At 44.1% G+C, this 11972-nt stretch carries 12 protein-coding genes; 9 read left to right on the top strand and 3 right to left on the bottom strand.

The genetic code is table 11. From position 1 onward, the window contains the following. Positions 1-70 precede the first annotated feature (70 nt). Positions 71-2107: a methionine--tRNA ligase gene (gene metG / locus ACTF5U_RS02840; RefSeq protein ID WP_438970127.1), complete on the bottom strand. Its 2037-nt coding sequence runs from the start codon at positions 2105-2107 to the stop codon at positions 71-73. A 179-nt stretch (positions 2108-2286) separates the two neighbouring features. Here metG and ACTF5U_RS02835 point away from each other — a divergent pair, with 179 nt between their 5' ends. The 9 genes from ACTF5U_RS02835 (at position 2287) to ACTF5U_RS02795 (ending at position 9294) form a co-directional block, all read left to right on the top strand. Continuing rightward, positions 2287-2790: a hypothetical protein gene (locus tag ACTF5U_RS02835; RefSeq protein WP_438970126.1), complete on the top strand. Its 504-nt coding sequence runs from the start codon at positions 2287-2289 to the stop codon at positions 2788-2790. Beyond that, on the top strand, positions 2790-3377 hold the full coding sequence (locus ACTF5U_RS02830) for a succinate dehydrogenase (RefSeq protein WP_438970125.1): 588 nt from the start codon (positions 2790-2792) through the stop codon (positions 3375-3377). The genes ACTF5U_RS02835 and ACTF5U_RS02830 overlap by 1 nt, the downstream gene beginning before the upstream one ends. Then, positions 3374-5314 carry a fumarate reductase/succinate dehydrogenase flavoprotein subunit gene (locus tag ACTF5U_RS02825; protein ID WP_438970124.1) on the top strand — a complete coding sequence of 647 codons (1941 nt, stop codon included), beginning with the start codon at positions 3374-3376 and terminating at the stop codon, positions 5312-5314. The genes ACTF5U_RS02830 and ACTF5U_RS02825 overlap by 4 nt, the downstream gene beginning before the upstream one ends. Beyond that, a complete protein-coding gene (locus ACTF5U_RS02820) occupies positions 5311-6039 on the top strand; it encodes a succinate dehydrogenase/fumarate reductase iron-sulfur subunit (RefSeq protein WP_438970123.1) in 729 nt (242 codons plus the stop codon). The genes ACTF5U_RS02825 and ACTF5U_RS02820 overlap by 4 nt, the downstream gene beginning before the upstream one ends. Before the next feature lie 83 nt (positions 6040-6122). Beyond that, positions 6123-6494 (top strand): hypothetical protein, encoded by a 372-nt coding sequence (locus tag ACTF5U_RS02815; RefSeq protein ID WP_438970122.1) that lies wholly within the window; start codon positions 6123-6125, stop codon positions 6492-6494. Positions 6495-6623: 129 nt separating this feature from the next. Beyond that, positions 6624-6818, top strand: coding sequence for a hypothetical protein (locus tag ACTF5U_RS02810; RefSeq protein ID WP_438970121.1), 195 nt, complete (start codon positions 6624-6626; stop codon positions 6816-6818). Between the two features lie 5 nt (positions 6819-6823). Continuing rightward, complete coding sequence (locus tag ACTF5U_RS02805; RefSeq protein WP_438970120.1) at positions 6824-7336, top strand: ATP-dependent zinc protease family protein; 513 nt, start codon at positions 6824-6826, stop codon at positions 7334-7336. Beyond that, positions 7333-8238: a 30S ribosomal protein S6--L-glutamate ligase gene (gene rimK, locus ACTF5U_RS02800; protein ID WP_438970119.1), complete on the top strand. Its 906-nt coding sequence runs from the start codon at positions 7333-7335 to the stop codon at positions 8236-8238. The genes ACTF5U_RS02805 and rimK overlap by 4 nt, the downstream gene beginning before the upstream one ends. Before the next feature lie 3 nt (positions 8239-8241). Next, a complete protein-coding gene (locus ACTF5U_RS02795) occupies positions 8242-9294 on the top strand; it encodes a succinylglutamate desuccinylase/aspartoacylase family protein (protein ID WP_438970118.1) in 1053 nt (350 codons plus the stop codon). Between the two features lie 166 nt (positions 9295-9460). Here the strand turns inward: ACTF5U_RS02795 and ACTF5U_RS02790 are convergent, their stop codons facing one another. Further along, positions 9461-10858, bottom strand: a complete 1398-nt coding sequence (locus ACTF5U_RS02790; RefSeq protein ID WP_438970117.1) for an ATP-binding protein — start codon at positions 10856-10858, stop codon at positions 9461-9463. After that, positions 10845-11729, bottom strand: coding sequence for a hypothetical protein (locus tag ACTF5U_RS02785; RefSeq protein ID WP_438970116.1), 885 nt, complete (start codon positions 11727-11729; stop codon positions 10845-10847). The genes ACTF5U_RS02790 and ACTF5U_RS02785 overlap by 14 nt, the downstream gene beginning before the upstream one ends. Between the last annotated feature and the right edge of the window lie 243 nt (positions 11730-11972).

The raw sequence follows: 11972 nt of genomic DNA, 5'->3' as shown, positions 1-11972 counted from the left end.
CTTATTTATCATCAACCAAGATTAGTTGGTGGCAAGATAGGGACTTCTTGTTAACGGTTGGTTATTCTGATCACTTAACACGCATTCCTGGTTGAGCACCATCATCTGGATTGAGAATAAACAGATCTTTACCACCTGGCCCAGCAGCTAAAACCATCCCTTCAGAAAGACCAAACCGCATTTTGCGAGGAGCAAGGTTAGCAACCATCACAGTTAGTTTGCCAATCAAGTCTTCGGGTGCATAGGCTGATTTAATACCAGCGAATACCTGCTTTTCATCCAGACCAATATCCAAAGTCAGCTTTAAAAGTTTATCGGCACCTTCAACATGCTCGGCATTAACGATTTTAGCGACACGCAAATCAATCTTGGCAAAGTCATCAAACTGGATTTCTTCCGCTATCGGTTCGATATCAGCAGCTTTTTGATTTTTTGCAGCGTTTTCTTCAATCTTTTCTTCATCCGCCATGCTGTCTTTTGAGCCAGCAATAATCGCGTCAATTTTGTCCTGCTCGATGCGGGTCATTAACGGTTTGAATTTATTGATTTCATGATTCAAAAGTGGGGTTTCAATATCGGACCATTGCAAAGGCGCTATATTGAGAAAAGCTTCTGCCTGTTCCGCGGTTTTGGGTAATACTGGTTTCAGGTAAGCAACCAATACACGGAACAGGTTAATACCCATGGTGCAGATGGCCTGCACTTTGGCTTCTTTACCATCTTCTTTGGCCAGTACCCAGGGCTTCATTTCATCAATGTATTGGTTAGCTCGGTCAGCCAAAGCCATAATCTCACGCATGGCTTGACCAAACTCACGGTCTTCGTAACGTTTGGCAATATTTTCTGACTGTTTAACAAAGTCATTGAATAACGCCGGTTCACTGAGTTCTGAACCAAGCTTTCCATCAAAGCGTTTGGTTAAAAATCCTGCACAGCGACTGGCGATATTGACGACTTTCCCAACCAGATCTGAGTTGATACGCGTCTGGAAGTCTTCCAGGCTGAGATCGATATCATCAATACCACTGCCCAGTTTGGCAGCGAAGTAATAACGCAAATATTCTGGATTAAGATTATCCAAATACGTCCGTGCTTTGATGAAAGTGCCACGAGACTTGGACATCTTCTTACCGTCAACGGTTAAAAAACCATGTGCATAAACGTTATCTGGTTGACGGAAACCAGCACCTTCCAGCATGGCTGGCCAGAACAAGGCATGAAAGTAGATAATATCTTTACCGATAAAGTGCACCATTTCGGTGTCACTACCGGGCTTCATAAAGCTGTCAAAATCGACACCGGTACGATCACAGTAATGTTTGAAGCTGGCAAGATAACCAATCGGTGCATCCATCCAGACATAGAAAAACTTGTTATCGGTATCAGGAATCTGAAAACCAAAGTAGGGCGCATCACGTGAGATATCCCAGTCTTGCAAGCCACTCTCAAACCATTCGCTCAGTTTGCGCGTCACTTCGGGTTGCAGATGATCACTATGGGTCCATTCGTGCAGCGTCTTTTCAAAATCACCTAACTTGAAAAAATAATGCTCTGATTCTTTTGTGATAGGAGTGGCACCGGATACCGCAGAAACCGGATTTTTCAATTCGGTCGGATCATAGGTTGCGCCACAAGCTTCACAGTTATCGCCGTATTGGTCAGCTGTCCCACACTTCGGGCATTCGCCGCGAATAAAACGATCCGGTAAGAACATTTCTTTTTCGGGATCATAGGCCTGGCTGATAGTGCGTGTATCAATATGACCAGCATCGCGATTTGCCAGATAAATTTGACTGGCTAAAGCCCTATTTTCATCACTGTGCGTGCTATGGTAGTTGTCAAAGCTGATGGCGAAGTCGGCGAAATCAGCTTGATGCTCTTTAGATACATCACTGATGAGTTGCTCCGGTGAAATGCCTTCATTCTGAGCACGAAGCATAATCGGGGTACCGTGAGCATCATCGGCACAGACATAATGGCATTCATGACCACGCATTCGTTGAAAGCGTGCCCATATATCGGTTTGGATATATTCCACCATATGACCAAGGTGAATCGAGCCGTTGGCATAGGGCAGGGCACTGGTAACCAGAATTTTTCTTTGCATGAGTGAACCGATGAATAACCGTTTGGAAAAACGACAAAAGATACCAGAAATAGGACTTGGGCACCATGTAATGAAGTATATATCGTAGTGTTCGATAAATTCTATTGAAAACTTATTCGTATTAGATTAGATTGATTTAACTAACTCTTATATAAGACTTACTCTTGATGAGGAAAATAATGGAGCTGACATTACACGATATACATGCCGATTCTATTGAGCTTGCGCTCGATAAGGCACGTCAGTATCGATCTCTGCTGGAACCCGAAATTGCAGAAAGTATCTGCCTGGATATTTTACATATCGAACCGGATAATCAGTCGGCTCTGGTTGTCTACATACTCGCTTTGAGCGATCAACTGCATCATGCCGGAAAAAAAACACAGGTCAAAGCGATAGAAGAGTCTGTGACTAAATTGCAAAGCCGCTATCAGCAACATTATTACACCGGCCTGCTGCATGAACGACGGGCTCGTTTTATGTTAACTCAGAGCATGGCAAGAGTGTTTGCGTATGACTACTTTATTGAGGCGTTACAGTTTTATCAGATGGCAGAGAAAATCAGACCCGAACACAATGACGAGGCAACCTTGCGCTGGAATAGCTGTATCAGAACAATTGAACGTGAAAACCTAAAACCTCGACCCGATAGCAACGATGCCAGATTGGATATGGAAAGCTGATGAAATTACTGCAACTGCAAAAGCGTTCGATGGCATTGGCGGGGACCGTGATGACCGCCTATCTGATTTTTCACATGCTGAGCAATCTCAGCTTTTTTTCAGCGTCTGCGTTTAATTCGTTTTACGATTTTTACAATCAGGCCTGGATTCGCTGGCCTGTTCTGGCGCTGGTTATCGCTAGTCTGTTTATTCATGTCAAAGCAGCGATAGCTATTCGCATCAAAAACAGTCAAGCCAGAGGTTCGGGCTATCACAAACATGACAAATTTCATGTGCCAGCCCCATTAGTAACATTAAGCATTGTGCTGTTATTACTTTTCATCGTCATCCACATAGGCCAGAGTTTACTCATCGATACGGATGACGTTAGAGGCGCAGTGGTTAACTGGTTTTCATCACCATTCTGGCTTTTATTTTATTTGGGCGGTCTTTTTATTATGGCGATGCACTTACAGCATTCTTTGGTCAATGTTATGCAGACTCTGGGGATTAGTTCAAAAATGCATACAGTAGTGATTTCCTCGAGCGTCCTGTTGCTGACAGCCGGTTTTGCTGCGGTGCCAGTTTATATCTGGGTGGTAGCATGAGCGATTTTGAATTAGATAGTCACGCACCTAAAGGGCCACTCCAGGATCGCTGGAAACAGCATAAATATAATTCACGCGTGGTGAGTCCTGCTAATCGTAAAAAATACACTGTAATTGTTGTAGGAACCGGACTTGCAGGAGCGTCTGCGGCCGCATCCATGGGTGAGATGGGTTATAAAGTGAAAACATTTTGTTTTCAGGACAGCCCGCGCCGTGCGCACAGTATTGCGGCTCAGGGCGGCATTAATGCGGCTAAAAACTATCAGAATGATGGTGACAGCGTCTGGCGCCTGTTTTATGACACGATCAAAGGCGGTGACTTTCGTGCCCGTGAATCCAATGTTTTCAGATTAGCTGAATTAAGTACCTCAATCATCGATCAGGCTGTGGCGCAGGGTGTGCCGTTTGCACGTGAATATTCCGGTTATCTTGCCAATCGTTCTTTTGGTGGTGCACAGGTATCAAGAACGTTCTATGCAAGGGGACAAACCGGACAACAGCTTTTGTTGGGTGCGTATCAGGCGATGAGTCAACAGATTGCCTCAGGCACGGTAGAACATCGTTCCCGTTGTGAAATGCAGGATCTCATCATGGATGGCGACAGAGCGATTGGCATTGTCACTCGTGATTTGGTCACAGGTGAACTTGAGAGTCACCTGGCTGATTGTGTTGTGCTCTGTACCGGTGGTTACAGCAATGCATTTTATCTTTCGACCAATGCGAAAGGTTGTAATACCTCAGCTATCTGGCGTGCCCACAGAAAGGGGGCATTATTTGCTAATCCTTCTTTTACTCAGATCCATCCAACCTGTATTCCGCAGCAGGGTGAATTACAGTCCAAACTGACCTTGATGAGCGAATCATTACGTAACGATGGCAGAGTGTGGGCACCCAAACATGCAGCTGATTGTGATAAAAATCCGGAAGCGATTCCTGAGGCGGATCGGGATTATTTTCTTGAACGGATGTATCCCGCATTTGGTAATTTGGTACCGCGTGATATTGCCTCGCGAGCAGTAAAGCTTATCTGTGATGAAGGACGTGGTGTCGGTGCGGAGATCGATGGCAAAAAGTTGGGTGTTTACCTTGATTTTGCTGACGCGATTAAATCACAGGGACTGGAGGCTGTCAGAGAGAAATATGGAAATCTCTTTGAAATGTATCAGCGAATCACCGCCGAAAATCCTTATCAGACGCCAATGCGTATTTATCCTGCTGTGCATTACACCATGGGCGGGTTGTGGGTCGATTACAACTTAATGACCAGTATTGATGGTTTATTTGCTGGTGGTGAGGCTAACTTCTCTGATCACGGCGCCAATAGACTCGGCGCTAGTGCTTTGATGCAAGGACTGGCTGACGGCTATTTTGTTCTACCGACTACCGTTTCCGACTATCTGGCAAAACATAAACCTATCAAAGCAGAAAATTACGCTGTTCAGGCGGATCAAGCGATACAGGAAGCTAAGCAACGGATTGAACAATTAATGAATGCGCCGGCCCCCTCCGTGACACCGGATGATTTTCATCGTCGTTTGGGCCAGATTCTTTGGAATGCCTGTGGTATGGCCCGAGAACAACACACTCTGAAACAAGCGATTGATGAAATTGGCCAGTTACGGCAGGAATTCTGGCAGAAAATTAAGGTCACCGGTGAAGCGGAACAGCTTAACCAGACATTGGAACGTGCTGGCCGTGTCGCTGACTTTTTTGAGCTGGCTGAATTGATGTGTTTGGATGCATTAGATCGTGAAGAATCCTGTGGTTGCCATGCTAGGGAAGAGCACTTAACCGAAGCAGGTGAAGCGCAACGTAATGATATGGATTATTCCTACGTGGCTGCCTGGCAATATAGTGGCGATGTGAGTCAACCGAGTCTTTATCGGGAATATCTGCATTTCGATTTTGTCCGACCTAGCATAAGAAACTACCAATGATTTTTAAACTGAATATATGGCGCCAAGCTGGACCCGATAAAGAAGGGACCTTTGAAAAGCATGAAATTGATGCCAGTGAAGATTCGTCTTTTCTGGAAATGCTTGATGCACTTAACGAGAGTCTCATCCTTAAGGGTGAAGACCCGGTAGCGTTTGACTTCGACTGCCGGGAAGGTATCTGTGGTTCCTGTAACCTTGTTATCAACGGTACCCCTCATGGAAAGCAGCGTGCGACGACAACGTGTCAACAATACATGCGAGATTATAAGAATGAGAAAGAGTTGTGGATTGAGCCATGGCGTGCCACAGCCTTTCCAGTCATCAAAGATCTCATCGTTGATAGAACTTCATTTGACCGAATTATTCAGTCCGGTGGCTATATCCCAATCCGAACCGGATCAGCATCTGAAGCCAATACGCTACCGATTGAAAAGCATGTTGCGGATGCGGCATTTGATGCTGCTACCTGTATAGGCTGTGGTGCTTGTGTGGCGATATGTCCCAACGCGTCAGCGAGTCTATTTGTTGCGGCGAAAGTGGCACATCTATCAACCTTGCCACAGGGTGATATGGACAAAAAACGTCCGGCCAAAATGCTCAGAACGATGGAAGATGAGGGCTTTGGTAGTTGTAGTAATTATCGTGAATGTGAAAGTGTTTGTCCTAAAGAAATTAAGGTAAATGCGATCACTACGATGAACCGTTTATTGTATCGCTCACCTTAAAATAAAAACGTGTTTAAGCTAGCTGAGCCAGCGCAAAGAGGGTACGCTATCAGTTAAGTTCAGCTTTACTAGGGAGAGTGCTCATGGAGTGGGTTTTTCTGCTGGTGTTTATTACTGGTATCGCATTATTTGTTTTTGTCAGAAAACAAAAACAGGTTCCACCTGAACATGAAGTGCACAAAATGAATTACGCTGCTGTTCGGATTAAACCGCATCAGCATGCCTGTGATGCAGCATTCGATTGTTCGCATCGAGTCTTTCTGGTCGCTGAAGCGCCCTTACTTCCCTTGCCTGACTGCACCAAGAGTGAGAGCTGTCGTTGCGGCTATGTCCATTATGACGATCGTCGTAGTAGTGGTCTTCAGCGAAGAGGTGAGAGCATTGTGATGAGAGATGTTTTTGATAAACGAGAACGCCGGGATGAAGAACGCAGAGGCAGGCGGGCGACAGACTGAATACTACCTCTCTTCACCTACTGGTAAAAATTCACATTAAGACATCATTTAAGATTCTATTCAAACGCAACAGTCTCAGTGGTATGCTCGACTTATAATGACTAAAAGTCAGAACATAAGGAGAGGCCTGTGGTCAGAGTTCTATTCACACACTTATACGTCATAGTGATGGCCATTTTTGTCATTATGACCGCTAATATTCTCTCGGATCGATACGGTGATGATATTGTTTCAGGCCTCAACAGTCTTATTAGCAGCGCAGATAATGAAATCAACGATGTGCAAAACAGCGTAAAAGACTGGAATAAAAATATGTTGGATTAATCTTAGTGGATATACAAAAGCAAGCACAAAAGTCAGACACCACCATTGTTGGTTGGCGTGAATGGTTAAGTCTTCCTGATTTAGACGTGAGCCGAATCAAAGCCAAAGTTGATACAGGTGCAAGGACTTCAGCTATTCATGCATTTGAAGTCAATCCCTTCGAAAAGAATGGCAAACAATGGGTTCGTTTTGCATTACACCCTAATCAGGATGACATTGAAACAGTCACGTGGTGTGAAGCGGAAGTCTTGGACCAACGAAATGTGACCGACTCCGGTGGACACACAGAGCAACGGTTCGTCATTGTTACCAATGTGAAGTTGGGTAATAAAATATGGCCAATAGAAATCACCCTAACCAATCGCGATAATATGCTGTTCCGGATGTTATTAGGCCGAACAGCTATGACAGCAGGTGATATTCTGGTCGACCCTGCTTTGTCATTTCAAGCTGGACAAACTGTTCCAGAGCAAGCCACAGAGCCAAAAAAAGAAATTCTTGATGGAGAAAGTTCATGAAAATAGCCATATTGTCCCGCAATCCCAAGTTATATTCGACACGGAGATTAGTGGAGGCTGCAGAGGCAAAAGGGCATGAAGTTCACGTATTGGATGTATTGCGTTGCTACATGAACATCACCTCATTAAAACCGGAAGTGCATTACAAAGGTGAGATATTGACTGGCTACGATGCTGTCATTCCACGTATAGGTGCTTCGGTAACATTCTATGGTACGGCTGTATTGCGTCAATTTGAGATGATGAGTGTTTATCCGCTCAATGAGTCTGTGGCGATCAGCCGCTCACGCGATAAGCTTCGAGCTCTTCAGTTACTTTCCCGTAAAGGTATTGGTCTACCAGTAACGGGCTTTGCTCACCGCCCAGATGATGTGGATGATTTGATCAAAATGGTGGGTGGTGCACCGCTAGTGATCAAATTACTTGAGGGTACGCAAGGAATTGGTGTGGTTCTGGCAGAAACAGAACAGGCAGCTGAAAGTGTTATTGAAGCCTTCATGGGCATGAAAGCAAACATCCTTGTACAGGAGTTCATTAAAGAAGCGGGTGGTTCTGATATCCGTTGTCTGGTTGTGGGGGACAAGGTTATTGCTGCGATGAAACGTCAGGGCAAAGAAGGTGAGTTTCGCTCTAATTTACACCGTGGCGGCAGTGCCAATCTTATTCGTATCACTCCTGAGGAGCGTTCTACCGCTGTAAGAGCAGCCAAAACGATGGGGTTGAATGTTTGTGGTGTTGATTTACTCCGATCTAACCATGGCCCAGTGGTGATGGAGGTAAACTCTTCTCCTGGACTTGAAGGTATTGAAGCTGCAACGGGGAAAGATATTGCCAGTCAAATCATCGAGTTCATCGAAAAAAATGCCAAAATGGGTAAAACCAAGACACGAGGACGAGGCTGATTTATGGCCGATCCGTTAGTGATCGCTGGAGAAGAAATTCATCTCGGCCAAAATAAAATTGTTGAAATCCCCTTACCCGATTTGTATATGCATACTTCACTCAGTATGCCGGTACATGTCATCAGAGGTCGTCGGAAAGGCCCCGTTTTATTTGTTTCAGCGGCAGTTCATGGCGATGAAATCAATGGCGTTGAAATTATCCGAAGACTGGTCAAAAGTAAGGCGCTCAAGGGTATTAAAGGCACATTGATTGCTATTCCAGTTGTCAATGTCTATGGATTTCTTAATCAATCCCGTTATTTGCCCGATCGTCGTGATCTCAACCGCTGTTTCCCAGGCTCGGTCGAGGGTTCACTGGCAGCACGATTAGGGCATCAATTTATGACGGAAGTTGTCAGCCATTGCACCCATGGCATTGATTTGCATACTGCTGCTGTTCATCGTGATAATTTGCCACAGATAAGAGCTGACCTGGCTAACCCAGATGTTGAAATGATGGCGCAAGCTTTCAATGCACCCGTTGTGGTTAACTCCAGCCTTATTGAAGGTTCTCTGCGTTACGCAGCGCAGGATTCCAATGTGCCGGTTATTGTGTATGAAGCTGGCGAAGCCCTGCGTTTCAATGAAATGTCTATTCGTGCTGGTGTGAAGGGTGTGCTGGCTGTGATGCGTGAAATAGGTATGTTAGCTGCCAGCCGCGTTCGTAGAAAAAAACAGGAGCCATTCGTTGCACGCTCAAGTGGTTGGGTTCGTGCGCCTCAAAGTGGCATATTCAGAATGTTGGCTCCGATGGGCGCTAGTGTCAGTAAAGGTGATTTATTGGGAATGGTGGCTGCACCTTATGGCAAAGATCAATCTGAAACAGAGGTGTTCGCATCGAGCTCAGGTATTATTATTGGCAGAACCAATATTCCATTGGTAAACGAAGGTGAAGCTTTATTCCATATCGCGCGTTTTAATAAACCTGAGGAAGTTGCTGATAGTCTATTAGCGTTCCATTCGGATTTAGACCCAGCGACAGATACCGCTGTACCAGACGAGATGCCCATTATCTGAGCAGATAGAATCCAAAAAAAAGCCCTCATAGGCGACGGCTAATGAGGGCGTAAAGGGAAACATAACATCTAATTTTGTAGTTGTGAAAGAACTACATCATCAAATTCTATGTTAAGCACAGATTACATCTGGGTGAACTGAAGTGGTTACCCCTTATATAGGGGGGTCATATTGGTATGTTCAGAATGACTCGGCAGCCGCCAGAGGATGGATTTTCAATAAAGAGACTACCCCCGATCTTTTGTGCTCGGGTTTTCATATTGCTAATACCGTGGCCTTGTTCATTAGTGTTATTCATATCAAATCGACCATTATCCTGAATAATAATCTGAAAGCCGTCCTTCACTGGCTCAGCGATGAACTGAATCGAGTCAGCGTTTGCATGTTTCAAAATATTAGTAAAAGCTTCTTGCAAAATTCTCAGTAGATGCAGACCTGTCTGAGGCTTGATATTGAAGCTTTCAGCCTCATCGTTGACATGCCAATCTAACTCAATACCGAGTTGTTCCAGTTTACGACTGGTTCGATATTTAAAGTCGGCAAGTAATGAAGATAACACACTGTTTTGCATGCTCAACGAATGAATAATCAGACGAAGATCGTTCAAGCAATCTGTTAAGACACCAAATATATCGTGTTTAATCTCAGAGTCTTCCTCTTTCTCTAACAAAGCCAATGAAGCGACTAACTGCCCACCAATTCCATCATGCATATCGCGCATGATCCGTTCTCGTTCTTCAAGGATTGCTTTACTTCGTTCGAGGTTTATGGTCTCTTGCCGTTGCTCTGCCAGGGCCTTATTTTTTTCTGATAATTGACTGACGGTATAGTTGAGAGATGCTGTGGCCTCACTGATTTTCTTCTGAAGATCAGCGTCGTTTTGTTGTAATGAATCAACCATCTTGTTGAATGTCGTCTGGAAATTTAATAGTTCACCCGAACCATTTTCTTGCGAGCGAGCACTAAAGTCTCGTTGTTCTAAACGGTGGGCTGTGTTGATAAGTGAGCTGATTGCATTCGTCAATTTTCGGCTAAATACAAGCACGAACAGACTACCTATTAACAAGGCTACAATTGCGATTCCCAGAACTTTTATATACGCTTGAAAACGTTGTGCATCAGCACCTTGATTGTTTAAACCAATCTCAATTGTCCCCAAGGCTTTTTCAGATCTTTTAGTCACTTCATTGGCAGAAAAGTCATCCAGGTTAGGGGTTTCCGCATGAACAGTAACGCTGAACTCGCGAAGTCCACTAATTTGTTCAAATGCCTTCTTATGAATAAGCATTTGTCCCGTTGAATCAATGAACCTGATGTAGGCTAGATTATGCGTTCTCATCATAAGATCTGCCACATTTTCCAGTGCGTCAAGATCACCAGTATAAAATGGGAATTCCGACATAATGGAGGCTTGACTGGCAATATTGGTGCCTCGCTTCATCACTTCCGTTTCGATGCTGTCGAGTACTTCGAATAGAATAAAAAAAGTCACCACTACAATGGTTAGTAGTAGCGGTACGATAGTAATAAGTAGTAACTGGGTTTTGAGCTTAGTTACGAACATCAGTTGGTAGTGTTTCTGGAATCCTGATTTTCAATGCGCGAGCTATACTTTCATTAAAGCCAATCTGGTAATCAGGGTAAACGATACCTTCTTCAGTGAGTGAGTTCCATTTATTCCATTCAATGATCATTTGAGCGGTCTTTTGTGCATTTTGTGACAAAGTGCTGTACGCAGCGACTAAAGCACCTGCTCTCAGGAAACGTTGGGAGTAACCGATAACAGGTACATTGAGTTTAAAACTTTTGTATAACATCCATTTTGCGTTGTCACCAGACCATACTTTGTCGTCTCTGATTGCGAGTAGTGCCCCAGCATTCATTAACGCCTCGTCAATTATTTTTGCGGGCTCAGTTTGCTCATCGACAACCACGACTTCTAACTCAACACCTGCATAACTTCTTATTGCTGTAATTTCTTCTTGTGCTAGCTGATTGTTTTCAGAGACAGCGACGATAATCTTGTTACGATACCGATCTGTAACAATGCTTTCAGCGACAGCAATTAAACGCTGCAGTGGTTGGTCAAGCACGATTGCGGCCCATTGAAAATCAATGTCAGACGGAATTTGTGTTCTGTCAATAAACGTAAATATGTGCGTATTTTGTGAATATGAATAATGTGAAATTGAGGCCGCTTGCGGACCTAATGTAACAATAAGGTCATCTGGTCCAATAGCCTTTTCATCCAGAGCCTGAGTTGAGGTGATAATGAGGTTGTTATCAAAACGCTGATGGCTTAACTCAAATTGAATTTCTTGGGCAGCTTGTTGATAAAGTTTACTGTCTTCAGAAAGAACAATATAAACTGAACTCGCAACAGCTTGGCTTAGCGTAGAAGCTAATAATAAGATAATGGCTAAAAACGATTTCATTTAAATGGGTATCAGTGTCGAAAAAACTAACGAAACCGTGAATGAACTGGCTACAGCACTCCTAACCATTACATTGCTCTCGTAGTTCATATATCTATCCTTGTATATTCGTAGTGGAAACGCATGTTAATCAAAATATAGATGTCGCGTTGTCGCTACGCTCAAATTTTTTCTTTTATTCTTGGTCTACTCAATTACAGCAACGTGCTTATGCTGGATGGGATGATAGACTTTTTCAGGGCA

This window comes from Methylophaga sp. (genome assembly GCF_965655755.1).
Lineage (GTDB): Bacteria > Pseudomonadota > Gammaproteobacteria > Nitrosococcales > Methylophagaceae > Methylophaga.
The sequence above is the reverse complement of the archived record's forward strand: the minus strand, read 5'-3'. Positions and strand labels throughout refer to the sequence as shown.

Excerpts from the sequence above, each read along its gene's own strand:
- ACTF5U_RS02815 (WP_438970122.1), top strand. The coding sequence starts at position 6,123 with ATGGAGTGGGTTTTTCTGCTGGTGTTTATTACTGGTATCGCATTATTT.
- ACTF5U_RS02790 (WP_438970117.1), bottom strand. The coding sequence starts at position 10,858 with ATGTTCGTAACTAAGCTCAAAACCCAGTTACTACTTATTACTATCGTA.
- metG (WP_438970127.1), bottom strand. The coding sequence starts at position 2,107 with ATGCAAAGAAAAATTCTGGTTACCAGTGCCCTGCCCTATGCCAACGGC.
- ACTF5U_RS02825 (WP_438970124.1), top strand. The coding sequence starts at position 3,374 with ATGAGCGATTTTGAATTAGATAGTCACGCACCTAAAGGGCCACTCCAG.
- ACTF5U_RS02785 (WP_438970116.1), bottom strand. The coding sequence starts at position 11,729 with ATGAAATCGTTTTTAGCCATTATCTTATTATTAGCTTCTACGCTAAGC.
- ACTF5U_RS02830 (WP_438970125.1), top strand. The coding sequence starts at position 2,790 with ATGAAATTACTGCAACTGCAAAAGCGTTCGATGGCATTGGCGGGGACC.
- ACTF5U_RS02820 (WP_438970123.1), top strand. The coding sequence starts at position 5,311 with ATGATTTTTAAACTGAATATATGGCGCCAAGCTGGACCCGATAAAGAA.
- ACTF5U_RS02795 (WP_438970118.1), top strand. The coding sequence starts at position 8,242 with ATGGCCGATCCGTTAGTGATCGCTGGAGAAGAAATTCATCTCGGCCAA.
- rimK (WP_438970119.1), top strand. The coding sequence starts at position 7,333 with ATGAAAATAGCCATATTGTCCCGCAATCCCAAGTTATATTCGACACGG.
- ACTF5U_RS02835 (WP_438970126.1), top strand. The coding sequence starts at position 2,287 with ATGGAGCTGACATTACACGATATACATGCCGATTCTATTGAGCTTGCG.